Source organism: Accumulibacter sp., from assembly GCF_029255145.1.
In the GTDB taxonomy this organism is placed as follows: domain Bacteria; phylum Pseudomonadota; class Gammaproteobacteria; order Burkholderiales; family Rhodocyclaceae; genus Accumulibacter.
Map to the genome: position 1 here is coordinate 57,932 of NZ_JAPUVQ010000145.1, position 24,820 is coordinate 82,751.

Annotated in this window: 27 protein-coding genes; 23 read left to right on the top strand and 4 right to left on the bottom strand. The window is 62.9% G+C overall.

Annotated features, from left to right (window positions below):
• Positions 1–8 precede the first annotated feature (8 nt).
• The 5 genes from Q1L50_RS18255 (at position 9) to Q1L50_RS18275 (ending at position 4,100) form a co-directional block, all read left to right on the top strand.
• A complete protein-coding gene (locus tag Q1L50_RS18255) occupies positions 9–473 on the top strand; it encodes a hypothetical protein (RefSeq protein ID WP_300341537.1) in 465 nt (154 codons plus the stop codon).
• Position 474: 1 nt separating this feature from the next.
• Complete coding sequence (locus Q1L50_RS18260) at positions 475–678, top strand: hypothetical protein (RefSeq protein WP_300341538.1); 204 nt, start codon at positions 475–477, stop codon at positions 676–678.
• Positions 671–1,066, top strand: coding sequence for a DUF6362 family protein (locus Q1L50_RS18265; RefSeq protein WP_300341539.1), 396 nt, complete (start codon positions 671–673; stop codon positions 1,064–1,066). The genes Q1L50_RS18260 and Q1L50_RS18265 overlap by 8 nt, the downstream gene beginning before the upstream one ends.
• A gap of 359 nt (positions 1,067–1,425) precedes the next feature.
• Positions 1,426–2,841, top strand: coding sequence for a site-specific DNA-methyltransferase (locus tag Q1L50_RS18270; RefSeq protein WP_300341540.1), 1,416 nt, complete (start codon positions 1,426–1,428; stop codon positions 2,839–2,841).
• Positions 2,838–4,100: a site-specific DNA-methyltransferase gene (locus Q1L50_RS18275; protein ID WP_300341541.1), complete on the top strand. Its 1,263-nt coding sequence runs from the start codon at positions 2,838–2,840 to the stop codon at positions 4,098–4,100. The genes Q1L50_RS18270 and Q1L50_RS18275 overlap by 4 nt, the downstream gene beginning before the upstream one ends.
• Here the strand turns inward: Q1L50_RS18275 and Q1L50_RS18280 are convergent.
• The 4 genes from Q1L50_RS18280 to Q1L50_RS18295 form a co-directional block, all read right to left on the bottom strand.
• Positions 4,064–4,429 carry a hypothetical protein gene (locus Q1L50_RS18280; protein ID WP_300341542.1) on the bottom strand — a complete coding sequence of 122 codons (366 nt, stop codon included), beginning with the start codon at positions 4,427–4,429 and terminating at the stop codon, positions 4,064–4,066. The genes Q1L50_RS18275 and Q1L50_RS18280 overlap by 37 nt on opposite strands.
• A 99-nt stretch (positions 4,430–4,528) precedes the next feature.
• Complete coding sequence (locus Q1L50_RS18285) at positions 4,529–4,888, bottom strand: hypothetical protein (RefSeq protein WP_300341543.1); 360 nt, start codon at positions 4,886–4,888, stop codon at positions 4,529–4,531.
• Positions 4,889–4,990: 102 nt separating this feature from the next.
• On the bottom strand, positions 4,991–5,536 hold the full coding sequence (locus Q1L50_RS18290; RefSeq protein WP_300341544.1) for a DUF3489 domain-containing protein: 546 nt from the start codon (positions 5,534–5,536) through the stop codon (positions 4,991–4,993).
• A gap of 93 nt (positions 5,537–5,629) precedes the next feature.
• The gene (locus Q1L50_RS18295; RefSeq protein ID WP_300341545.1) at positions 5,630–5,836 is read right to left on the bottom strand and encodes a hypothetical protein; all 207 of its coding nucleotides are present in this window, start codon (positions 5,834–5,836) and stop codon (positions 5,630–5,632) included.
• A 108-nt stretch (positions 5,837–5,944) separates the two neighbouring features.
• Between Q1L50_RS18295 and Q1L50_RS18300 the strand changes: the two genes are divergently transcribed.
• From Q1L50_RS18300 to Q1L50_RS18385, 18 genes are all read left to right on the top strand, one after another.
• A complete protein-coding gene (locus Q1L50_RS18300; RefSeq protein WP_300341647.1) occupies positions 5,945–6,511 on the top strand; it encodes an elements of external origin in 567 nt (188 codons plus the stop codon).
• Positions 6,511–8,487, top strand: coding sequence for a phage terminase large subunit family protein (locus Q1L50_RS18305; protein ID WP_300341546.1), 1,977 nt, complete (start codon positions 6,511–6,513; stop codon positions 8,485–8,487). Before Q1L50_RS18300 ends, Q1L50_RS18305 begins: the two co-directional genes overlap by 1 nt.
• A gap of 15 nt (positions 8,488–8,502) precedes the next feature.
• Complete coding sequence (locus Q1L50_RS18310) at positions 8,503–8,994, top strand: hypothetical protein (RefSeq protein WP_300341547.1); 492 nt, start codon at positions 8,503–8,505, stop codon at positions 8,992–8,994.
• Positions 8,994–9,386: a hypothetical protein gene (locus Q1L50_RS18315; RefSeq protein WP_300341548.1), complete on the top strand. Its 393-nt coding sequence runs from the start codon at positions 8,994–8,996 to the stop codon at positions 9,384–9,386. Before Q1L50_RS18310 ends, Q1L50_RS18315 begins: the two co-directional genes overlap by 1 nt.
• On the top strand, positions 9,386–9,607 hold the full coding sequence (locus Q1L50_RS18320; RefSeq protein WP_053842360.1) for a hypothetical protein: 222 nt from the start codon (positions 9,386–9,388) through the stop codon (positions 9,605–9,607). The genes Q1L50_RS18315 and Q1L50_RS18320 overlap by 1 nt, the downstream gene beginning before the upstream one ends.
• Positions 9,607–11,118, top strand: coding sequence for a phage portal protein (locus Q1L50_RS18325; RefSeq protein WP_300341549.1), 1,512 nt, complete (start codon positions 9,607–9,609; stop codon positions 11,116–11,118). The genes Q1L50_RS18320 and Q1L50_RS18325 overlap by 1 nt, the downstream gene beginning before the upstream one ends.
• Before the next feature lie 9 nt (positions 11,119–11,127).
• Positions 11,128–12,390, top strand: coding sequence for a S49 family peptidase (locus Q1L50_RS18330; protein WP_300341550.1), 1,263 nt, complete (start codon positions 11,128–11,130; stop codon positions 12,388–12,390).
• Positions 12,391–12,408: 18 nt separating this feature from the next.
• On the top strand, positions 12,409–12,786 hold the full coding sequence (locus Q1L50_RS18335; RefSeq protein ID WP_300341551.1) for a head decoration protein: 378 nt from the start codon (positions 12,409–12,411) through the stop codon (positions 12,784–12,786).
• 17 nt (positions 12,787–12,803) lie between these two features.
• On the top strand, positions 12,804–13,808 hold the full coding sequence (locus tag Q1L50_RS18340; RefSeq protein ID WP_300341553.1) for a major capsid protein: 1,005 nt from the start codon (positions 12,804–12,806) through the stop codon (positions 13,806–13,808).
• Between the two features lie 2 nt (positions 13,809–13,810).
• Positions 13,811–14,113: a hypothetical protein gene (locus tag Q1L50_RS18345; protein WP_300341555.1), complete on the top strand. Its 303-nt coding sequence runs from the start codon at positions 13,811–13,813 to the stop codon at positions 14,111–14,113.
• 3 nt (positions 14,114–14,116) lie between these two features.
• On the top strand, positions 14,117–14,563 hold the full coding sequence (locus tag Q1L50_RS18350) for a hypothetical protein (protein WP_300341556.1): 447 nt from the start codon (positions 14,117–14,119) through the stop codon (positions 14,561–14,563).
• A gap of 4 nt (positions 14,564–14,567) precedes the next feature.
• Positions 14,568–14,756 (top strand): hypothetical protein, encoded by a 189-nt coding sequence (locus Q1L50_RS18355; protein ID WP_300341558.1) that lies wholly within the window; start codon positions 14,568–14,570, stop codon positions 14,754–14,756.
• On the top strand, positions 14,753–15,505 hold the full coding sequence (locus tag Q1L50_RS18360) for a hypothetical protein (protein ID WP_300341560.1): 753 nt from the start codon (positions 14,753–14,755) through the stop codon (positions 15,503–15,505). The genes Q1L50_RS18355 and Q1L50_RS18360 overlap by 4 nt, the downstream gene beginning before the upstream one ends.
• Before the next feature lie 11 nt (positions 15,506–15,516).
• Complete coding sequence (locus tag Q1L50_RS18365) at positions 15,517–15,912, top strand: hypothetical protein (RefSeq protein ID WP_300341562.1); 396 nt, start codon at positions 15,517–15,519, stop codon at positions 15,910–15,912.
• A gap of 180 nt (positions 15,913–16,092) precedes the next feature.
• Positions 16,093–16,737 (top strand): DUF6441 family protein, encoded by a 645-nt coding sequence (locus Q1L50_RS18370; protein ID WP_300341564.1) that lies wholly within the window; start codon positions 16,093–16,095, stop codon positions 16,735–16,737.
• A 3-nt stretch (positions 16,738–16,740) separates the two neighbouring features.
• Positions 16,741–20,796: a tape measure protein gene (locus Q1L50_RS18375; protein ID WP_300341566.1), complete on the top strand. Its 4,056-nt coding sequence runs from the start codon at positions 16,741–16,743 to the stop codon at positions 20,794–20,796.
• A gap of 10 nt (positions 20,797–20,806) precedes the next feature.
• A complete protein-coding gene (locus Q1L50_RS18380; protein WP_300341567.1) occupies positions 20,807–21,214 on the top strand; it encodes a hypothetical protein in 408 nt (135 codons plus the stop codon).
• A 1-nt stretch (position 21,215) separates the two neighbouring features.
• Complete coding sequence (locus Q1L50_RS18385) at positions 21,216–24,812, top strand: hypothetical protein (protein WP_300341569.1); 3,597 nt, start codon at positions 21,216–21,218, stop codon at positions 24,810–24,812.
• Positions 24,813–24,820 lie beyond the last annotated feature (8 nt).

The window sequence follows — 24,820 nt, forward strand, 5'->3', positions numbered from 1 at the left end:
AGCAAGAGATGAATACGACGATTCTGGCCCTCGATCTGGGCACCCGTACTGGCTGGGCGTTGCTGGACACAGACGGGACGATCACGAGTGGCACCGAGCAATTCAAGCCGCAGCGCTTTGAAGGTGGCGGAATGCGCTTCCTGCGTTTCAAGCGCTGGCTGGCTGAACTGCTCACTGCCTGTGACCACATCAACGCGGTGTACTTCGAGGAAGTCCGTCGCCACGCTGGGGTGGACGCCGCGCACGCCTATGGTGGCTTTATGGGCCACCTCACGGCTTGGTGCGAAAGCCACAACATTCCGTACCAGGGCGTACCGGTGGGGACGATCAAAAAGCACGCGACCGGCAAAGGCAACGCAGGCAAGGACGAGATGATCCTGGCAGTTAGGCAACGCGGTCACAGCCCAAGTGACGATAACGAAGCCGACGCCTTGGCCATCCTGCATTGGGCCATCGAGACGCAGGAGGTGTGACATGAAGGTGCCAACACCCCAATACCGCTGCCCCCTCGGCCGTCTGCAGCCGCAAGCCATGGATCTGGACGCGATCAAGGAACGAGGCTGGCGCGAGCAGGAGATCCTTGTGGTCAATGCGTCGGATGAGCGTCTGGACTTCCTTGAGAGGGAGTTCGTGCGCCGCATCGGCAAACGACTGTACGGAGGGCAACGTCATGACTAATCGAACCCAGTGGACGATGGAGGACGTGGCCGCACGCTTTGAGGACGCCGCCACCACAGGTCGTCGCTTGCCTCCTGTGCGTGTGCAGGGCTACTTCAACTGCTGGCCTGCGTTTGTCCGTACCGAGTGGGAAGCCTTTGCTGCAGATGAGAAGACGTTTCGACCCTTCCCACCGAGCCCAGAGGACATCGACAAGATGCTCGAGACAATGCGCTGGGTGCAATGGCTGGAGGTCGAGCAGCGCCATCTGGTCTGGATGCGGGCTAAGCGCTACGGCTGGAGGGAAATCACCATCCGCTTCGCCTGCGACCGGACGACCGCGTGGCGGCGTTGGCAGCGGGCACTTCAGACGGTGGCCGACCAGCTTAATGCGGACGTGATCGCGTAGGAATTTGACGTGATTTGGCGCGGATGGGCTGCCTTGCGCGGTGACCCAAGGCACAGAGCGGTTTTTGCTGATGCAACAAAACCAGTCGATTGGGCATACAGTGACGGCTATGGTCGCGAAAGATGCGTGACCGAGAGGGAGGGCCCAGGCAAAAGGGGTCCTTCCTCGCCAAAATCCAATGCGGGGGGCGCGAGCGCGACGCTTTTTTAGCGTCAGGGTGCGGGCAAGGTTACCACCCGGCCAGGTTACCGGCCTCGGTTACCACCCGCCAGTGTGCAGTTACCACCCCTGCGGACTCATGATTCAACCAACCCGCCCAGCGGCAGCGCTCGGCGGGTTTCGTTTTTGGGAAATCCACTTTGAACAAGCTCAACGTCGAGTACCGCAAGGTCGAGGCGCTGATTCCCTACGCCCGCAATCCGCGCACGCACGCCGAGAGCCAGATTGCCAAGATCGCGGCCAGCATCGTCGAGTACGGCTGGACGAACCCGATCCTGGTCGATGGCGACAACGGCATCATTGCCGGGCACGGTCGTTTGGCCGCCGCTCGCAAGCTCGGGCTGGATCAGGTGCCGGTGATCGAGTTGGCTCATCTGACTGTCGCGCAGAAGCGGGCACTGGTCATCGCTGATAACCGGCTGGCACTGGATGCCGGATGGGACGAAGAGATGCTGGCACTGGAGCTGGCTGAACTGTCCGATGCAGGGTATGACCTGGCCCTGACCGGGTTCGATGATGCCGAAATCGAAGCACTGCTGACCGATGAGGTGATCGACGAAGATTCTGTCCCGGCGCCCGACGCCGAGGAGCCGGACGCTGCTGACGACGTGCCAGAAGCACCCATCGTGGCGGTGTCCCGCCCCGGCGATGTGTGGGCGATTGGCCCGCACCGCCTGGTCTGTGGTGACGCCACCGACCGGGACGTGGTCGCTGCGCTGATGCAGGGTGAAGTCTCGCGCCTGTGCTTCACTTCGCCGCCCTACGGCAACCAGCGCGACTACACCTCTGGCGGCATCGCCGACTGGGACGGCCTGATGCGCGGCGTGTTCCACCAATTGCCCATGGCCGCCGATGGCCAGGTGCTGGTCAACCTCGGGTTGATCCACCGCGACAACGAGTTCATCCCGTATTGGGACGCGTGGCTCGAGTGGATGCGCAGCCAAGGCTGGCGGCGCTTTGCCTGGTACGTGTGGGACCAGGGGCCGGGCATGCCTGGCGACTGGCAGGGCCGACTGGCCCCGAGCTTTGAGTTCGTCTTTCACTTCAATCGTGAAAGCCGCAAGCCCAACAAGATCGTCCCTTGCAAGCATGCGGGCCAGGAGTCCCACCTGCGTGCCGATGGGTCATCCACCGCCATGCGCGGTAAGGATGGCGAGGTGGGCGGATGGACGCACAAGGGGCAGCCGACGCAAGACACCCGTATCCCCGACTCGGTGATCCGCGTGATGCGTCACAAGGGCAAGATCGGGCAGGACATCGACCACCCGGCCGTGTTCCCGGTGGCGCTGCCGGAGTTCGTGATCGAGTCCTACACCGACGCGGGCGACATCGTGTTCGAACCCTTCGGCGGCAGCGGCACAACGATGCTGGCGGCCGAGCGCACCGGTCGGATCTGCCGAAGCGTGGAGATCGCGCCGGAGTACGTGGACGTGGCCATCAAGCGCTTCCAGCAGAACCACCCCGGCGTGCCGGTCACATTGATCGCCACCGGTCATTCCTTCGAGCAGGTCGCCGCTGAGCGCGCCACCACCCTCGATGCCGAGGTGGTGGCATGAACTGGCTGGCCGACAAGATCGAACAGTGGCCGACCGCCAAGCTGCTGCCCTACGCTCGCAACGCGCGCACCCATTCCGAGGAGCAGGTAGCCCAGATCGCCGCCAGCATCGCCGAGTTCGGATTCACCAATCCGATCCTGGCGGGCAGCGACGGCATCATCGTCGCTGGCCACGGTCGGCTGGCCGCGGCCCAGAAGCTGGGGCTGGAACGTGTGCCGGTCGTCGTACTGGATCATCTGAGTCCGACGCAGCGCAGGGCCCTGGTCATTGCGGACAACCGCATCGCCGAAACCGCGGGTTGGGACGACGCGATGCTGAGGATCGAACTGGAAGCCTTGCAGCTCGAAGGCTTCGATCTGGACATCACCGGCTTTGACGCCGACGCACTGGCCGAACTGATCGCGGGCGACGAGCCGGACAACGAGGGCGAGACCGATGAGGATGCGGTGCCCGAAGTCAGCGAGACGCCGATCTCGCGCCCAGGCGATGTCTGGATCATGGGCCAGCACCGGCTGCTGTGCGGCGACTCGACCGTGGCCGAGAGCTTCGACCTACTGATGCAAGGCGAAGTGGCGGACATGGTCTTCACCGACCCGCCGTACAACGTGAACTATGCCAACAGCGCCAAGGACAAGATGCGCGGCAAGGATCGCGCGATCCTGAACGACAACCTGGGTGAAGGCTTCTACGACTTCCTGCTGGCGGCACTGACGCCCACCGTGGCCCATTGCCGGGGCGGTATCTACGTGGCGATGTCCTCCAGCGAACTGGATGTGCTGCAGGCCGCCTTTCGCGCTGCCGGTGGCAAGTGGTCGACCTTCATCATCTGGGCCAAGAACACCTTCACCCTGGGGCGCGCCGACTACCAGCGCCAGTACGAGCCGATCCTCTACGGATGGCCCGAAGGGGCGACGCGTCACTGGTGTGGTGACCGCGACCAGGGCGACGTCTGGAACATCAAGAAGCCGCAGAAGAACGACCTGCACCCGACGATGAAGCCGGTGGAGTTGGTCGAGCGCGCGATTCGCAATTCGAGCCGCCCCGGCAACGTGGTGCTCGATCCCTTCGGCGGTTCCGGCACGACGCTGATCGCGGCGGAAAAGTCAGGCCGTGTCGCGCGGCTGATCGAACTCGACCCGAAGTACGTGGATGTGATCGTGCGCCGGTGGGAGGACTTCACCGACAAGCAGGCCACCCGCGAGGCGGATGGCGCGGTGTTCGATCAGGCGGCCAGCGATTCCTCGACGATTTCGCAGTGAATCACAAAGCCCGTCAGGTAAGGCAAGCCGCGCGGGATGCCGTATTGCTTGCTGGTCTGGCGGCCAATCGTCCAGCCCATCCAGCGTTGGGTGGCGGTGTTGACGGCTTCCGCCAGGGCCTTGCCCTCGTAAAGCCCATTCTGGACGTCGTCGGCGAAGTGGCGGCCATGGCGGCTGTCCAGAAAAGTTCGCACCGACTCCATGGGCTGGTGGGTAGCGTCCGAGATGGCGCCCATGGCCAGGGGCCAGGCGGCGCTGGCGTGTTCGTTCATCGTGCCCCAAAAGCCCCAGGCTTCGTTCTGGGTGGCGGGGATCTGGCTGTTCGTCATGGTGGTTTCTCCTAGGGGTTGATCGTTGCGACACCCGTAGTAACGCGCTGTTCGATGGAGAAGCCAAGCTGTTCTTGGCCTCTTTTTCGATCAATTTGATCAGCCCAAACGGGCCACGTAGCGAGCGTAATCTCCACCTTCCGGATTGACGTAGAGGTAGGGGCGACCGGGTGCTGTGACCTCGACGCAGAAGTAGCCGTCGCCGGTGCCGCCCCCCTTGCCGCGCAGCCAGTCGCGTGAGGCCAACAGGCTTCCTGCAAAGGCATCGAACTCGGCGGTGGTCAGTTCCTTGGTCTCGGTGACGTAGATCTTGTGGGGGTCGCTTCCACCCAGTTCGCTGAGGTCGGCCGGCTTGCGGGCAAACGGCAGGCGGACGCTCAACTCCTCAACCTGGAGGGTGGTGTCGCCGAACTGCAGGGTGCGCGGGGTGCGTTCGATGGTGATGGTCATGGTGCTCATTGCGGTTTTCCTTGTTTGGCGTCGTCAATCACGACACCCACATGAACGCGCTGTTCAAGCCGGAAGCCAAGCGTCGCTTGGCCTCTTTCTGGATCTTTCTGGTCATGCGATACGGTAGATCCGCTCACCACCCTGCGGCTTGTCCGAGACGATGTTCAGGCCGAGCTTTTTCTTGAAGGCTCCGGCAAAGGTGCCGCGCACCGTATGTGCCTGCCAGCCAGTGGCGATGCAGATCTGGCCGATGGTTGCGCCCTCGGGGCGTTGCAGCATCCGGATCACTTCGGCCTGCTTGCTGTTTTCGCGTGTGCGTGGCTTTGCATGCTCATGCGCATTGTCTTTGGCCCACTCGGCCTCACACGCGGCCACGTTGGCTTCCAACTCGGGATCTGCGACCAATGGTGCTGCTGCGATCTCAGGCTCAAACGTGGGCGCCGGGCGCGCAACACCCAAGGCGTCGTAGCCCTCCGCTGCGACAAACCAGTCGCTGCCGTTGGTGGTGATCAGGGCACGGTTGAACAAGCCGTCGAGCACCTTCTTGCGCGCGCCGCCTTTGATGTTGTCGGGGAACCAGTCGATCTTGCCGGCGGTGTGGTTGATGGCGTAGGCAAGGATGGCGTGCTGGGCAGGGGTCAGGTTGGTGGTGGTCATTTGCTGCTCCTTCGGGGTGGTGATGACGATGTGATGAACGCGCTGTTCGGGAGTGAAGCCAAGCGTTTTCTGCTTGCAGTCGTTGGCTTCCGATCAGTCCTTAGCAATCTGCGATTTCGTGGCTTTGCGCTTCGATTCGCCCAGTTCAATGCCAGCCTTGAAGGCAGCCTCCAGCGCGTCCTTGATGCACCAGACCGCTGTGTCGTGGAAGTCCAGGCCATCAGCGTTGCGGGTCTGCAGGGTTTCGATGCCGAGGTGCTTCTGGGCGATCAGGGTGAGGATGGTGTCGATCTGGTTCATGGCGTGCCCCTTTCAGGGTTGTGATTGGCATGACGTGATGAACGCGCTGTTCCCGATGGAAGCCAAGCTCAATCTGCGGAAATGACGAACAAATGAGTGAAGGTGACGATGGGACTCTCGATTCGCGCCTACGCGCGCCACCGTGGCGTGTCGCACGTGGCCGTGAAAAAGGCCATCGACACCGGACGGATCACGCCGCTGCCTGACGGCACGATTGATCCGGACGCGGCGGACGCCCAGTGGGCACAAAACACATTGCAGCCGCGCAAAGCTGCTGAGCAGGTGAAAGTCAGCACTGCGAAAGTGCGGCCCGCACCTGTGGCTGCTGAAGGCGTACCGCAACGCGAGGCCTCAGAGCCCAGTTCGCCCCCGCTGTCAGCGGGTGGTACGTCGCTGTTGCAGGCGCGCACCGTCAACGAAGTGCTGAAGGCCCAGCTCAACAAGGTGGAGTTGGCACATCGAAAGAAGGAACTGGTGGATCGGGCGCAGGCCGTGGCCCACGTCTTCAAGCTGGCCCGGGTCGAGCGCGATGCCTGGCTCAACTGGCCAGCACGCATCTCCGGACAGATGGCCTCAAAGCTCGGCATCGACGCGCACCAGATGCACGTCGCGCTCGAGGCCGCCGTGCGTGAGCACCTGATCGAACTGGGCGAACTGCGTCCGCGCGTGGACTGATGATGGAAGATTACGAAGGCGCAGCCGAAATTGAGCGCGCGTGGCGCGAGGGGCTGACGCCAGACCCGCTACTCACGGTGTCGGAATGGTCAGATCGCCACCGGATGCTCTCCAGCAAGGCGTCCGCCGAGCCAGGGCGCTGGCGCACCAGCCGCACGCCGTACCTGAAGGCGATCATGGACTGCTTGTCGCCGACCTCGCCGGTCGAGCGCGTGGTGTTCATGAAGGCCGCGCAACTCGGTGCGACTGAGATGGGAAGCAACTGGATCGGCTACGTGATCCACCATGCGCCAGGCCCGATGATGGCGGTCTGGCCAACAGTCGAGATGGCCAAGCGCAACTCCAAGCAGCGGATCGACCCGTTGATCGAGGAGTCGTCTGCACTGGCCGAACTGATTGCGCCGGCGCGCAGCCGGGATTCAGGCAACACCATCCTGGCCAAGGAGTTCCGTGGCGGCGTGCTGGTCATGACCGGGGCCAACAGCGCAGTGGGCCTGCGCTCGATGCCGGTGCGCTACCTGTTTCTCGACGAGGTCGATGGCTATCCGCTGGACGTCGAGGGCGAAGGTGATGCGATTTCGCTGGCCGAGGCGCGTACCCGCACCTTCGCGCGGCGCAAGATCTTCATTGTCTCGACGCCCACCATCTCTGGGGCTTCGGCGATCGAGCGCGAGTACGAGGCCAGCGACCAGCGCCGCTACTTCGTGCCCTGCCCACATTGCTCGCACCGCCAGTGGCTGCGCTTTGAGCAATTGCGGTGGGATAAGGGTCAGCCAGAAACCGCAGCCTACATCTGCGAGTCGTGCGACACCGCGATTGCCGAACACCACAAGACGTGGATGCTGGAGCACGGTGAGTGGCGATCGATGGTCGAGGATGGTGGGATGCGCACGGCGGGATTTCACCTGTCGTCGCTGTACAGCCCGGTGGGCTGGCGCTCCTGGCGTGATATTGCGACCGCTTGGGAAAGCGCCGTCAACAAAGAGTCGGGATCGGCCGCAGCCATCAAGACTTTCAAGAACACCGAACTGGGCGAGACTTGGGTTGAGGAAGGCGAAGCGCCCGACTGGCAACGGCTGGTCGAGCGCCGCGAGGAGTACCGCATCGGCACCGTGCCCCAAGGCGGTCTCCTCCTGGTCGGCGCGGCCGACGTTCAGAAGGATCGCATCGAGGCATCGGTCTGGGCCTTCGGACGCGGCAAGGAGTCCTGGTTGGTCGAGCATCGAGTGCTGATGGGTGATACCGCACGCGACGCGGTCTGGAAACGACTCGGAGAAATGCTGGCCGACACCTGGACGCATGAGTCGGGTGCGTCGATGCCTCTGGTCCGCTTTGCGCTGGACACCGGCTTTGCCACGCAGGAGGCCTACGCCTTCGTGCGGGCTTGCCGCGATCCGCGCGTGATGGCCGTGAAGGGCGTGCCGCGCGGCGCAGCCCTGATTGGCACACCCACCGCCATCGATGTTTCGCAGGGCGGCAAGAAGCTGCGCCGGGGCATCAAGGTGTTCACGGTGGCGGTTGGCATCGCCAAGCTGGAGTTCTACAACAACCTGCGCAAGAGCGCGGACGTAAGCGAGGACGATGTGACCACGGTGTATCCGACCGGTTATGTCCACCTGCCCAAGATCGACGCCGAATTCATCCAGCAGCTCTGCGCCGAGCAACTGATCACCCGCCGCGACCGCAACGGTTTCCCGGTGCGCGAGTGGCAAAAGATGCGCGAGCGCAACGAAGCGCTCGATTGCTACGTTTACGCCCGGGCGGCCGCGTCGGCGGCAGGCCTGGACCGGTTTGAGGAGCGCCACTGGCGCGAACTCGAACGACAACTCGGGCTGGAGCGGCCACCGGACGAACCGCCCCCGATTCAAACCTACGACCCAGACGAGGCCACCAATGGACACAGAACCAGCGGTGGCCTCTCTGTTTCTGCAACCCCATCACGGCGGCGCGTCATCAAGAGCCGCTGGCTGTCCTGACATTGAGGAGTTTTCATGAGTCTTGCCACCCGTATTGAGAGCCTGGTCATCCGGGTCGCCCAGGAGTTCAACGACGTCCGCGCCACTGCCGGCAACCTGGCCAGCCTGTCGACGGTCGACAAGTCCAGCCTGGTGGCTGCGATCAATGAACTCAAGGCGGCCGTGCTCACCGCCACCGCCATCGATGACGCCCAAGTGGCGACCACTACCACCTACTCGTCGAACAAGATCGTCGCGCTACTCGATGCGTTGAAGGCCGACATCCTGGGCGGGGCAGACGCGGCATACGACACATTGGTGGAAATCCAGCAGTTGCTGCAGAACGGCACCACGGGCCTGGACGCCATTCTGAGCGCGGTCAATCTGCGGGTGCGTTTTGATGCGGCACAGACGCTGACTGTGGCCGAGCAACTGCAAGCCCGCACCAACATCGGCGCGGTCGCCAGCACCGATGTCGGCAACACCGACACCGACTTCGTCGCCATCTTTGACGGAGCCTTGGTCTGATGAGCCTGGCTTCTGCCGTCGCCGCTCTGGCCAGTCGTATCGGCTTTGAAGTCAAAACCAAGATCGACGCCAGTCACCCTGGGGTTGCCCGGGCTTGGGTCAGCTTTGGCTACGCCGGCGGGCAAGTGGTGATCGCCAGTTCCTACAACGTCGCCAGCGTCGTGCGCACCGCTGTGGGCCGCTACCGCATTCATTTCGCGGTGACGCTGCCTGATGCGAACTACTGCTGGACCGCCTTGGCACGCAGCAGCACCAACAGCGGCACTCAGCGTGTCGCCATCGTCCGATCGACCTCGGACCTCAAAACCGAACAGTTCGTCGACATCGCGTGCGGCACTGCCCAAGCGTCTTTTGACGATTCCACCGAAATCAACTTTGTGGTGTACCGCTGATGGCCTACACAGAATCCCAACTCCATGCGCTTGAAACGGCCTTGGCCAAGGGCGAGCGACGGGTGAGTTTCGGTGACAAGACGGTTGAGTACCGCTCGATCGAGGAACTGACCGTGGCCATCCGTGAGGTCAAACGCGGTCTGGCACAGCAAGCTGCTGAAACCGGCCTGTGGCCGGGTGCCCCTCGCCAGATCCGGGTCACTACGGCCAAGGGGTTCTGATGGCTTGGTATTCCAAACTCCGAACTCTGTTTGGCCAGCCGCCGATCCACGATGCGGCAGGTCGTGGTCGCCGCTCGCTGGCATGGATGCCCGGCAACCCCGGGGCGGTGGCCGCGCTACTGGCCACCAGCAACGACCTGCGTATCAAGAGCCGCGACCTGGTGCGACGCAATGCCTGGGCCCAGTCGGGCATCGAGGCCTTCGTTGCCAATGCAGTCGGCACCGGCATCAAGCCACAAAGCCTGGCCAGCGACGAGCGCTTCAAAACTGAGGTGCAGGCACTGTGGCGTGATTGGACTGCAGAGGCCGATGCCGCCGGTCAGACCGACTTCTACGGTCTGCAAGCGCTGGCATGTCGGGCCATGCTCGAAGGGGGCGAATGCTTTATTCGTTTGCGTCCCCGCCGGCCTGAGGATGGTCTGGTTGTGCCGCTGCAACTGCAGTTGCTCGAAGCAGAGCACCTACCGATCAGTCTCAACACCGAACTGCCCTCCGGCAACGTGGTGCGTGCCGGTATCGAGTTCGACAGTCTGGGGCGGCGCGTTGCCTATCACCTCTACAAATCCCATCCTGAAGACGGGCGGCTGGCGCCGATGTCCGGCCAGGGGGGCTTGGATACCGTGCGCATCGACGCCAAAGAGATCATCCATCTCTACCGCGTACTGCGCCCGGGCCAGATCCGGGGGGAACCTTGGCTGTCGCGCGCCCTGGTCAAGCTCAACGAACTCGACCAGTACGACGACGCCGAACTGGTCCGCAAAAAAACCGCAGCCATGTTCGCCGGGTTCGTCACGCGCCAGAATCCCGAGGACAACCTGATGGGCGAAGGCGCGGCCGACGCCAACGGGATCGCCTTGGCCGGTTTGGAGCCGGGCACGCTGCAGATCCTGGAGCCTGGGGAGGACATCAAGTTCTCCGACCCCGCCGATGTGGGTGGGTCGTACTCCGAGTTCCTGCGCAACCAGTTCCGGGCGGTCGCGGCTGCGATCGGCGTGACCTATGAGCAACTCACCGGGGATTTGACTGGGGTGAACTACTCCAGCATCCGGGCCGGTCTGCTCGAGTTCCGGCGCCGTTGCGAGATGGTCCAGCACAGCGTTCTGGTGCACCAGCTGTGTCGTCCGGTCTGGGCTGCCTGGCTCAAGCAGGCGGTGCTAGCCGGCGCCATCGAAGCACCTGGATTTGCCCGAGGTGGGGCGGCCAAGCGGCGCCAGTACCTGCAGGTCAAGTGGATTCCGCAGGGCTGGCAATGGGTTGACCCAGAAAAAGAGTTCAAGGCCATGTTGCTCGCCATCCGTGCGGGCTTGATGAGCCGCTCGGAAGCCATCTCGGCGTTTGGCTATGACGCCGAGGACGTAGACCGCGAGATAGCGGCCGACAACCAGCGCGCCGACGACCTGGGACTGATCTTCGATTCCGACCCACGTCGCACATCCAAGGATGGCGGTAGTGCAGAGCCGAACAAAAACGCTGCGCCGATTGATCCAGTGACAAGCGCACCTCCTGTCTGAAGGACACCCATGACATTGCTACCCCATTTGGCGGCACGCCTATTCGGTGTGCCGCTGGCGATCCATCGCCCAAAACTTGACGTGATCTTGGCTGTACTCGGGCCCAGGGTCGGATTAGCCGATCTCGCTACACCCGCAGGGTTCTCTCCGCCAGCCCGTGATGCGCCGGCTCAAACACCCAAGATCGCAGTCATTCCGATTCACGGCACCTTGGTGCGCCGTACCGTAGGACTGGAAGCCGAGTCCGGCCTGACCAGCTATGCCGGCCTTGCCGCTCAATTGGATGCGGCGCTGGCCAGTCCAGAGGTTGCGGCCATTCTGCTCGACATCGATTCCCCGGGTGGTGAGTCCGGTGGTGTGTTCGATCTGGCCGACCGCATTCGTGCAGCAAGCCAGATCAAGCCTGTCTGGGCCGTGGCCAACGACATGGCCTTCTCGGCGGCTTACGCACTGGCATCTGCTGCCAGCAAGGTCTTCGTCTCGCGCACTGGCGGTGTTGGCTCGATTGGCGTCATCGCCATGCACGTCGACCAGTCCGAGAAGGATGTGCAGGACGGCGTTCGCTACACCGCCGTGTTCGCTGGTGATCGCAAGAACGATCTCAACCCGCACGAGCCAATTTCCAGCGAAGCCCACGCCTTCCTCAAGGCCGAGGTCAATCGCATCTACGGCCTGTTCGTCGAAACGGTGGCCCGCAATCGGGGTATCGATCCATCCACAGTGCGCGACACCGAGGCTGGCCTTTTCTTCGGGCAAGCCGCCGTGGCGATCGGGCTGGCGGATGCCATCGGCACCTTCGACGACGCCCTGGTGCAACTCCTCGAATCTGTTTCCTCACTCCCGAATCTGGACACCTCACAGCCGGGCCATCCGGCCCGGGTGAGCCACTCGGGCTCTTCCCGCAACCTCCAGATGGAGTCTTTTATGAATGATCGAACCGACCCCGCTGCACTTGATCGGCTTGCTACTGATCCTGTTGTCAGTCCTTCTCAACCGGCAGCCACCACGGCAATGACCGTGGCTGATGCCGTGGAAATCGCCCAGACCTGCACGCTGGCCGGGCGAACCGACCTGATTGCGGGTTTCCTTGAAGCCCAAACAGCCCCGGCCCAAGTGCGTAACCAGTTGCTCGCGGCGCAGGCCGACGCTTCGCCCGAGATCGTCAGTCGCATCGACCCGCAAGCCGCCGTGGCTGCTGCCAACGCAGGCAATCCGACCTCACCCCACAACCCCCTGGTCCAGGCCGTGAAGAGCCGCCTCGGATCTCAATGAATCTGAATGGAGCCTGAAATGCCCGCATTGCAAGAACCTCTCAACCTTGGTGATCTCCTCAAATACGAGGCGCCCAATCTGTACTCACGTGATCGCGTGACCGTCGCCGCCGGCCAAACACTGCCCCTGGGAACCGTCCTCGGCATGGTGACCGCAACGGGGAAGTTCAAGCAGATCGACCCGTCCGCCACCGATGGCAGTCAGTACGCCGCAGGCGTCTTGATGCAAGACGCTGATGCCCACCTGGCCGATCGAAACGACGGCCTGATGGTGGCGCGTCACGCCATCGTTGCCGATCACGCGCTCCAGTGGCCCGCTGGCATCGCTGCGGAAGAGCAGCAAGCCGCCATCCTTCAACTCAAAGCACTGGGTGTCCTGGTGCGCACCGGCGCTTAAAGCCAGGGAGATCCATCATGCAAAACCCTTTCCACAACCCTGCGTTCTCGATGGCATCCATGACGGCGGCCATCAATCTCATTCCCAATCGCTACGGCCGCATGGAGGAGCTCAAGCTCTTTCCCGCGAAACCCGTGCGTACCCGTCAAATCGTGGTCGAAGAGCAGAACGGTGTGCTCAACCTGCTGCCGTCTATGCCGCCTGGCTCTCCCGGAACGGTCGGTACGCGTGCCAAGCGAAAGGTCCGTTCCTTCGTCATTCCCCACATCCCGCACGACGACGTGGTGTTGCCCGAGGAAGTCCAGGGGCTGCGCGCCTTCGGCTCTGAAACCGAGATGGAATCGCTGGCTGGCGTCATGGCACGCCATCTGGAGACCATGCGCAACAAGCACGCGATCACCCTGGAGCACTTGCGCATGGGGGCGCTCAAAGGTGTGATCCTGGACGCCGATGGTTCGGTGATTTACGACCTCTACGACGAGTTTGATATCACGCCGGCGACGGTGAATTTCGAACTGGGCAACGCCAATACCCAGGTCAAGAAAAAGTGTGCCGAGGTGCTGCGCCACCTGGAGGACAACCTCAAGGGCGAGTACATGACCGGCATCCATGTGCTGTGTTCCCCCGAGTTCTTCGATGCGCTCACGGGCCATGCCAAGGTCGAACAAGCCTTCACCAACTGGCAGCAGGGCGTCGTGCTGATCAACGATATGCGCGCTGGCTTCACCTTTGGAGGCGTCACCTTCGAGGAATATCGTGGCCAGGCCACCGATGCCAGTGGCACCAGTCGGCGCTTCATCGCTGCCGGTGAAGCCCACGCATTCCCGCTGGGCACCATCGACACCTTCGGCACCTACTTCGCGCCAGCCGATTTCAATGAGACGGCTAACACGCTGGGCCAGCCGCTGTACGCCAAGCAGGAGCCGCGCAAGTTCGACCGGGGCACCGATCTCCATACCCAGTCCAACCCGCTGCCGATGTGCCATCGACCGGGCGTGCTGGTCAAGCTGACGATGGCTTGACCATGGCGCTCATCGAAAACCTCTTTGAGGCGGCCGCCCACGCGGGGTTTCTGAAACCCTGCGTCTGGCGGCCCAGCGATGGTTCGCCTGAGCAGGCCCAAGCGGTGGGATTCGCTGCTCCCGACGAAACCCTGCTCGACGGTCTGACGCTCAGCACAGAGTACGTGATGTCTTACCCCGCCAGCGTCTTGGTGGGGTTGGCGGCACGCGAGACCGTCGAAATCGATAGTCAGTTATTTCAGGTGCGTGATATTCGAGCCGTGGGCGATGGTTCGGAGTTGCGCGCCAAACTCAGCAGGATCTGACCCATGGCCGGCAATTCGATCCGCGAGCGGATTCTGCTGGCGGTGATGGCCGCTGTGCGGCCGTCCGTCGAAGCATTGGGCGCCACCTTGCACCGTTCGCCCACGGTGGCCATTAGCCGGGAGCAATGTCCGGCGCTGGTGGTGTTTCCCGAGACTGAAGCCATCACCGAACGTGCCAACGATCGCGTCACCCGCGAGCTGACGGTTCGATTGGTCGCCTTGGCACGAAACGTCGCGCCGACGACACCGGAAACCGAAGCCGATCGCCTTCTTACCGCTGCCCATCTTGCCTTGTTGTCGGATGGAACGGTGGGTGGTTTAGCGCTCGGCGTCAGGGAACAGGAGTGCGAATGGGAGGTTGATGACGCCGACGCCGTGGCGGTGGCCTTGCCGGCGCGGTATCGCATCACCTACCGCACGCTCGCCAACGACATCTCCATCCAAGGATGACCCTATGCCCCGACTCGTTCTGAACCGCCCGCATACCCATGCGGGCAAGACCCATGCTGCAGGCGATGTTCTCGACGTTGATGCCGACATCGCCGAATGGCTGTTGGCCAACGACATCGCTATGCCCGAACCGAAACCGACCCGAGTGGAGGCTGAAACCTCCCTCGTTCAACGCAAGGAACCCAAATCATGAGCACCTACGCTTCATTCCAAGGCCGCGTCTTTCTCGGCAAACGTGACACGGCTGGCTTGCCGATCGAAGTCCGCTCGCCCGGCAACGTAGCCGAACTCAAACTGTCTCTCAAAACCGATGTGCTGGAGCACTACGAGAGCCAGACCGGCCAGCGTTCGCTGGACCACCGCATGGTCAAACAGAAGTCGGCCACGGTGAACCTGACCATCGAGGAGTTCACCAAAGAAAACCTCGCCTTGGCCCTTTACGGCAATCATGTCGTCGGCACGCCGGGTACGGTGACTGCCGAACCTATTGGTGGCGCCACCCCGACCCCGGGCGACCGCTACTTCCTGGCCCACCCCAAGGTGTCGAGCCTGGTGGTCACGGATTCAGCAGGCACGCCGGCCACACTGACCGCCGGCACGCACTACACCGCCGATCTGGACTTTGGTGCCGTCCAATTTCTGGACACCACCGGACTGACCGCACCGTTCAAGGCCAGCTATGCCTATGGCATCGCCACCGAGATAGGCATCTTCACCCAGGCGCTGCCTGAGCGTTACCTGCGCTTGGAGGGCATCAACACGGCGCAGGGCAACGCCAAGGTGCTGGTCGAGTTGTACCGTGTGGCCTTCGATCCTCTGAAGGAAATCTCCTTCATCTCGGACGAGTACAACAAGTTCGAGCTGGAGGGCTCGCTGCTGGCCGATACCACCAAACCTTTTGATGCGGTGCTTGGGCAGTTCGGCCGCATCGTCCAACTGTGAGGGGAACAGCCATGAGTGATCTGGATGCCCTGATTCCGCAGGCGGTCGAACTGGTCATCGATGGCGAGCCGCTGGCTATCAAGCCGCTGAAGGTAGGGCAGATGCCCGCTTTCCTGCGGGCAATCTCGCCGGTGATGCAGCAGCTCAGCGCCTCGGACATCGACTGGCTGGCGCTGTTTGGTGAGCGCGGAGATGACTTGCTGTCGGCCATCGCCATCGCGGTTGGCAAACCTCGCGCATGGGTCGACGGGCTAGAAGCTGACCAGGCGATCCTGCTCGCGGCCAAGGTAATCGAGGTGAACGCCGATTTTTTTACGCGGACGGTGATACCCAAGCTCGACGGCCTGTTCGCGCAAACGAAGCTGGCACCCGTGATGGCGGCTGGTTTGACACCGTCCAGCACCTGATCGAGCACGGCCACCGTCTGCCCGACATCCTCGACTACACCCTGGCGCAGGTGCGTGGCTTCGTTGCCGCCATGGCGCGTACCGACGCAGCCCGCGACGCGCGGTTGCTATCGCTCGTCGCCATCGGCACGCGTAGCGATGCTCGCCATCTCGACCAGACCCTCGACAGGCTCACCGACCATGCGCATCTCCGTCCGCATCAATAGTTCAGCAGCTCAGGCGCAACTGCGCCGTTGGGGTGGCGAGTTCCGAGACAAGGTCAAGAAGGCCGTGTCGCGGGCCATTGCCAGTGAAGCGTCCGAGCTCAAACAGGACGTGCGCGGCCACGTCGCAGGCCAGATGGCGGTGGTCAAGAAGTCCTTCCTCAAAGGCTTCACCGCCAAGGTGCTGAATAAAGACCCGAACCGCCTGCCCGCGCTGTACGTGGGTTCGCGGATTCCATGGTCGGGGATGCACGAGCGTGGGGGCTTGATCGCCAGTCGGATGCTGATCCCGCTGCACGGGCGTGTCGGCAGGAGACGTTTCAAGGCGCAGATCACCGAGCTGATGCGTGGCGGCAATGCCTATTTCATCAAGAACGCAAAGGGGAATATCGTCCTCATGGCCGAAAACATCAAGGAACACGACCGGCCACTGGCAGGCTTTAAGCGCCGCTATCGCAAAGCCGAGGGCATCAAGCGCCTCAAACGCGGTGCTGATATTCCGATTGCCGTCCTGGTGCCCAAGGTCGTGCTCAAGAAGCGCCTCGATGTCGAACGTCTGGTCGCGGGCCGCATCCCGCGCCTGTCGTCGGCTATCGAGAAGCAGATCCGGACGGTGAGTTGAGTCATGGCAAACCGAATTTCCGTCCTCGTCGCACTCGAAGGGGCCGACGAGGGGCTTAAGCGCGCCATCGCGTCTGCCGAGCGCAGTCTCGGCGAGCTCTCAAGCACCGCCAAGACCGCTGGTGAGAAGGCAGCCGCTGGGATGGCCGAGGTCAAGGCAGGAATGTCGGCCTTTGGCGATCAAGTGGCGACTGCCAAGACGCAGCTACTGGCTTTCCTGTCGATCAATTGGGCGGCAGGCAAGGTGCAGGAGATCGTCCAGATCGCCGACGCATGGAACATGATGTCCGCGCGCCTGAAGCTGGCTACCGCTGGCCAGCGTGAGTACGCCGTCGCCCAAAAGGAGCTGTTTGACATCGCCCAGCGCATCGGCGTGCCGATCCAGGAAACCGCCACGCTGTACGGCAAGCTGCAGCAGGCGGTGCGGATGCTGGGTGGCGAGCAAAAGGACGCGCTCACGATCACCGAAAGCATCTCGCAGGCGTTGCGCCTGTCGGGCGCATCGGCTTCTGAGGCGCAGTCGTCCCTGCTGCAGTTCGGGCAGGCGCTCGCCTCCGGAGTGCTGCGGGGCGAGGAATTCAACTCCGTCGTCGAGAACAGCCCCCGTCTGGCGCAGGCTCTGGCCGATGGCCTGAACGTCCCGATCGGGCGGCTGCGCAAGCTGGCTGAGGAAGGTCGTCTGACTGCCGATGTGGTGGTCAATGCCTTGATGAGCCAGAAGGACAAGCTGGCCAGCGAATACGCCCAGCTGCCAGCCACGGTGAGCCAAGCTTTTGAGCGCCTGCGCAATGCCTTCGGGCAGTGGGTCAGCAGACTCGACGAGTCGACCGGCTTCACCAAGAAGCTGGCCGAGGCTCTGACGTGGCTGGCGCAGAACCTCGACACGGTGATGCAGTGGTTAAAGCGCATCGCTGAAGTCGGTCTGGCCGTACTGATCTACCGCCTGATCCCGGCGCTGATCACCGCTTGGCAGACCGCCGGCGCGGCAGCCGTCGCTGCAGCCAGTGCTACCTCGGCTGCGTGGGCGACGGCGAATCTGTCGGTGTCAGCAGCCGTGGCCAGCGTGGGCGTACTCAAGACGGCGTTCGCTGTGCTGGGTGCCTTCCTGGTGGGCTGGGAGATCGGAACGTGGTTGTCCGAGAAATTCGAGGTCGTCCGCAAGGCAGGCATCTTCATGGTCGAGATGCTGATGAAAGGCATCGAGCAGTTGCAGTACCGCTGGGAAGTTTTCAAAGCGGTATTCACCTCCGACACCATCGAGCAGGCCACCAAGCGCCACGAGCAGCGGCTCGCTGAGATGAACCAGATCTTCGGCCAGATGTACGCCGACGCCTCCAAGGGAGCGGACGCGGCCAAGGGTGCGATGAATACCGCCGCGACCGCCGCCGAGGAGATTGCCAAGCGGCTGGAAGCAGTTCGCCAGGGGACGCAGGAGGCGGTCGGGCGTGGCGTTGAGGCCGTCCACAGCGCACTGGAGAAGCTGAAATCCCGTTTGGGCGAAGTCGAACAGGCGGTCGGAAAAGCGCAGGGGGTCGTCAATGACGCGACTGCCAAGATGGCCGATGCCTACAAGGGGCTGACCAGCATCGTCGAGGCCAACCTGCAGCGCCAGATCGATGCGGTCAAGGCGCGTTACCAGCAGGAGCAAACCGCACTGGAACTCAAAACCCAGTCGGAAACTGCGCTGATCACCAAGTCGACGCAACTGCTGACTGAGGCGCTGACGCAGCAAACCACGCTGCGTCAGCAGGCCACCACGACCACGCTGAAGTTAATTGATGACGAGGGGCGTGCCCGCATCGAGGCCGCCCAGCGCCAGGGGCAGACAGAATCCGAGCGGTCGGCCAATGTCACCCGCGTCGAAAATGAGATTCTGGCCACCAAGCGCCAGACCATGACCCAGGCGTTGTCGGAGTACCGGCAGCACATCGATGCCTTAAACGCCGAAGCCAATCGGCACTTGGCTGAGGTGCAACGCATTGAGAACGAGAAGCGCCGGTTGTCGATGACGACGGAGGAGCGCATCCGCGAGATTGCCCGTCAGGGCATGACCGAGTTTCAGGCCAACGAGGATCGCAAATACCAGATCGCCGAGTATCAGGAAAAGGCCCGCGAGGCCCTGGCCAACGGCGAACTCGAGCTGGCCCGACAACTGGCTCAAAAAGCCATGGACCTGGCCGCGCAGGTGGCCACCTCGCAAACCAACGAGGCCAAGCGCGCTGAGGATGCCAAGAGGCAATCCGAGCAAAACATGACCCAGGTCGTGCAGCTCGAAGCGCAGTCGCGCGAGGCCTACCGCAAGCAGGAGTACGCCACGGCCGATCAATTGATGCGGCAGGCCGAAACCCTGCGGGCCGAGATTGCTCAGAAGTCGCAGGCTGCCGATCAGGCCGCAGTGCAGAGCAAGAACGAGGTGGCAGGCGCCATCGGTGCCATCCGGACCTCGGAGGAGTTGCTCAACAAGACGCTGGACGCAGAAAGCGCGGCGCACCAGAAAGCCGCCCAGTCGGCGATCACGGCCCGTGAGCAGATCCAGCAGACCCTGACGCAGACCGAAACACAGATCGACCAGATCACGACCAAGCTCAAGGATGGGCTGAAGGTCACGATCGATGCCGACAAGACACGCTTCGATCAGGCGATCGCTGACTTGGACAAGGCGCTGGCAGAGAAGGAATTCCTCCTCAAGATTCAGGCCGATCTGCAGGAAGCGGAAAAGAAGCTGCAGGAGTATGAGCAGTTGCTCAAAGAGGGCAAGACGCTGCCGGTCGATGCGGACGTCAGCAAGGCGAAGGATGCGCTCGACAAGCTCAAGACCTACGCCGAGCAAAACTCGCAGGTCGAACTCAAGGTCGCCACGGAGAAAGCGCAGGCCGCGATCACCAACGTCGAGGGGATGATCAAGGTGCTGGATCGCATCCAGACCGAGTCTCGGCATCAGGTCAGCACCAATGCGGAAGCGGCTCGTTCGGAGATCATGAGTTTGAACGGCGCAAATACCTCGAGCACGCACACCATCTACGTGCAGCGGGTCGAGGTCAATGCCACCGGCGGCCTGGTTGGTGGTGGTGTCAGGCACTTTGCTGGCGGCGGCGCGGTGGCTCCTGCCTTCCCCCGGATGGGAGGCGGTTCGGTGCCCGGCTCTGGCCATCACGACACGGTACCGCGCACCCTGGATGCCGGTGCCTTCGTGATTCGCAAGGCAGCGGTGCAGAAATATGGGAGCGGTGCGCTCTCGCGGCTGGCCAATGGGGTGGCCCGGTTCGCCACGGGCGGCGCGGTAATGCTGGGTGGCGCAAAACGCCCTTCCGGTAATGGAGCCGACAACAGTGGTGACAGCACACCCACAACTCCAAAGAAGAACCGTGACGCGTTCGAAGCCCTGAAGATGATCGATCTGGGTCTGCAGGGAATGAACGAGTACACCAACTGGCTGCAGTGGAACTACGGCGCATCGGTCAGCCTGGACATGCGCAGCAAGACGATGGAGAACTACGGCAAACAAGCGCAGCAGGATCGGCGCACGCTGGAGGAATTCATCGGACGCAAGCAACTCACTGGCAACGAGCGCCAGAACCTGGAGCGGATCAAGCAAACGTGGCGACAGGCGATGGCCCAGCCGCTGCTCTGGGGCAAAGACCTGGAACGCGAGCTGATCGACTACATGGAACAGAACCAGGGCGAGTACTACCGGCGCGGCGGACTGTCGAAGTCCGACACCGTCCCGGCGATGTTGACCCCGGGTGAGTTTGTCGTGAACCGGGACGCTGTTGCCCGTTACGGTGCGGGCTTTTTCGAGGCGATCAACAACCTGTCTGCTCCGGCGCAGGCCTTGGCTGGGCGCGTGATGGCCGGTGTCCAAGGATTCGCTGCTGGTGGGCTGGTGCAACCCATAGGCTCGGCGCTGGCTCGCCCGGTCCTGGCTGGTGACGGTGGCCCGACGCGCACGGTACGTGTAGAGCTGTCCTCTGGTGACCGCAAGGTCCAGGCCGCTATCGATGCACGCGACGAGTCGCGTCTTCTGCAACTTCTAGACGCTGCCCGTACCCGGGCGGTGTGAGTTCATTCCCATGCAACTGAAGAACCTCGCTGATGAGGTGGCATTGGTGCTGCCTGACGATTTGTTGTGGAGCGACGAACACAGCTGGTCGCCGACCGTTGCGACCAGCGCTTACCTAATCACCGGGGCGCTGCTGATCCAGTCGGCCACGCGACTGGCAGGACGTCCCATCACCTTGGTGGGCGCACCCGACATGGCCTGGGTTACGCGCGCAACAGTAGAGCAACTGCGGCTTTGGGCTGCGGTGGCACCCACCGATGCCACGGGCCGTTTCCAACTGACCCTGGCCGATGGCCGCACTTACACGGTGGCCTTTCGGCACGCAGAGACCGCGATCGAGGCCGAGCCGGTGCTCGGTTTTCCTGCCCGGTCTGACGCTGATTTTTACCGATTGACCCTTCGATTCCTGGAGCTCTGACATGCCGATCCAAGCCGGCGACGTGAAACTGCTGAAATCTGCCGTGATGGCGGATGTGCCTGAGGGCGGTGGTGCGCCCACTGGTCAGCGAATAGCCGATGGGGTGTCGAACGCGATCTTCCCCGACATTTCCGAGGTGGATCGTGCCGGCGGTCGGGTCAATTTGCGCAAGTCCTTCGTCTCGGTGCAGACCGACGATACCGACACCTATTTCGGGGCCAACGTCATCGTGGCCGAGCCGCCTGCCGATCCCAGGGTCAGCGTCACGCTGTTCTCTACCGAACGGACCTTCGACACTCGCGAGCAGGCGCAAGTCCGCATCGAGGCCTACCTCAACAAGGGCCCGGAATGGGCGGGCTACCTGTTCGAAAACCACATCGCCGGTCAGCGGGTGATCCAGCTTTTTCAGCGCACGACCGACACCGTTCCCAATGTTGGCCAGACCTTGGTCTTGATCGAGAACGAGGGGCTGGGCACGCAGAAAGAGCAGTACATCCGGGCCACCTCAGTCTCGGTGGTCGAGCGCACCTTCACCTACAACAACGACCAGGACTACAAAGCCAGTGTCGTCACCGTCGATATCAGCGATGCCCTGCGTTACGACTTCGCGGGCTCGCCCGCGACGCGGACGTTCACACGCGCAACGAACAGCACTAAGGTGCGGGACACGGTCGTGGCCGACGCTGGAACCTACGTCGGCGTCGTTCCGCTGACCCAGGCAGCAGCTCTTGGCGACTTCACGATCAAGGGCACCTCGATTTACACGCAGTTGGTGCCCAGCGCCCAGACTGAGACGCCGATTTCCTTCGTTCCGCCGTATGCGGCCGCAGGGTTGCCTGTGCCCGGTGCTGTGCCGGTCAGCTATACGGCCAGCCACGCGTGGACGGCGAGCACCAAGTTCAACTTGCCTGGCGGTTGCTTGCCCGGGTCACTGACCATTGGCACGGACGGCATCACGATCTTCGACGACGCCGGTCTACTTAAGACCGCCAGCGGCACGATGGGCACCATCGACTACGCCAACGGCATCCTGACCCTCAATTCGGGGTCGATGTCGAACGCGAAATCCATTACCTACACGCCCGCCGCGCAGATTCTGCGTGCGCCGCAAAGCTCGGAAATCCCGGTCACGCCCGAATCCCGCAGCCAGTCCTACGTGGGCACAGTCAATCCGGTGCCGCAGCCCGGCACGCTGACGATCAGCTACATGGCTCAGGGCCGCTGGTACGTGTTGTCCGATGCCGGTAACGGCTCCCTCAAGGGCCTAGATGCCAGCTACGGCGCGGGTACCTTCAACCGGAACACCGGCGCGTTCGTCGTCACCTTGGGCGCATTGCCCGACGTCGGCAGTTCGCTCGTGCTGACCTGGAATGTGCCGACGCAGGAGACGCAGCAACCATCCACTACCCTGAAGGCCGCCCAGAGCCTTGCCTTGAACCCGCCTGCGGGGACTTCGGTGCAACCCGGGTCGCTCACAGTGTCCTGGGAGTACGGCGGCGCCAAGACGGCAACGGCGGCTACCTCAGGCGCACTGTCCGGGGCGGCCACCGGCAACTTGAGCGTCGCGCAGAACCGCGTGGACTTCGCACCCAACGTGCTGCCGTCGGTCGGAACACAGATCACCGTCACTTACGTTGCAGGCCCCAAGCAGGAAGACTCGTTCTCTCACCCCTCCCGCAATGGCGCGGGGACGCTGCCGGTCACCGCGACCTTGGGGACCATCGAACCCGGATCGCTCGAGGTGGAATGGAACACGCTGACGGATACGACTGGGCTGGGCGTTTACACGCAAAAGCAGATTCAAGAAATGGGGATCGGCCTGTGGAATGGCGTCGATCCGACGCAAATTGCCCGAGACGACGGCGCTGGCCGAGTGCTGCTCAATGGTTCGGTGGTCGGATCGGTGGACTACGCGACCGGATTGGTGGTGTTCCAACCTGATGTCACGATCAAGATTCCTCGACCGGTTTACACCTCGCAGCGTCTGGGCTGGGGTAGCGCTGGGTTGATGTTCAGGTTGAACTACGCGGGCATCCAATACATCGACGCGCCATCGATGTACCCGAACGACGAATCCGGCTATGTGAAGCTGCGCTACAACAGCGCGGGCTCGACCAGCAACCACTCGGAAACCTTCCAGTTCCTGCCAGCCTTCAAACTGGTGCCGGGTGTCAATGCCCAGGTGGTGACGGGCACAGTTCTGCTCACCGCTGCAGGTGCGCAGCCCTGGGGTGACAACGGCCAGGGCACCCTGCGAGAGTTCACCACCGGCGGATGGGTTACGCGCGGCACGATCAACTATCTGTCGGGCGATGTTGCGCTGACCTCCTGGACGGCAGGAACGAACAACGCCATCACCCGGACCAGTTGCGTGACCACGGTGGGCGAGAACATCTCCAGCGAGTTCGTGTTCCGTACCGGGGCCGCTCCCTTGCGTCCAGGGTCGCTGTCGATCCAGTTTGCCCGCGCCATCGGTGGCACGCAAAGTGTCAGCGCCGGGATCGACGGCAAGATCGATGCTCCCGGCGTCAGCGGTAGCGTGGACTACGAGACCGGGCTGGTGCGGGTGCGTTTCGGGAGCGTGGTCACGGCGGCCGGCAATGAAGCAGAGCCGTGGTTCGATGCCAGCAACGTCAGTACCGACGGCAAGATCTTCAAACCGGAACCTGTAGCCGCTTCCAGTGTGCGCTACAGCGCGGTGGCCTACAGCTATTTGCCGCTGGACGCAGATCTGCTGGGCATCGACCCGGTACGCCTGCCCAGCGATGGGCGCGTACCGATCTTCCGTCCCGGTGGGTTTGCGGTGGTAGGCCACACAGGACGCATCACGACCTCGGTCATCAACGGCCAGACCATCGACTGCGGTCGGGTCCGTCTGTCCCGGGTCCGGATCGTGGGCAACGATGGCGTGGTGATTCCGACTGGCTACACAGCCGACCTCGAAGCCGGGACAGTGACCTTCAGCAACGTCAGTGGTTACAGCCAGCCCGTCACCATCGAGCACCGCATCGAGGACATGGCGGTGGTCCGGGATGCGCAGATCAACGGCGAGATCAGTTTCACGCGCGCACTGACCCATGACTATCCGCTCGCCACGCCGGGCGATCCCCGTTCCGGCAGTTTCGTGGCCAGCGCCTTGATGGCCGGCGATCTATTCGCCCGCGTCAGCCTGGTGTTCGACCAAGCCTCCTGGAGTGGTACGTGGTCCGACAGCCTGTCGGGTGGATCGGCCACGGCCACCTTCAACAACACCCAGTACCCGATCCGTGTCACCAACCGGGGTGCGCTGACCGAGCGCTGGATCGTGCGCTTCACCAACAGCACTGCCTTCGAGGTGATCGGTGAAAACGTGGGCGTGATCGCATCCGGCAACACCAGCACCGACTGCGCCCCGAACAACCCGTCAACCGGCGTGCCGTATTTCTTCCTGCCGGCGCTCGGTTGGGGCAACGGATGGGCGACCGGCAACGTGCTGCGCTTCAACACCATCGGCGCGCAGTTTCCCGTCTGGGTGGTGCGCACGGTTCAGCAGGGACCGGAAACGGTACCCGACGATGCCTTCACCTTGCTGTTGCGCGGCGATGTGGACACGCCTTGAGCGGAGAA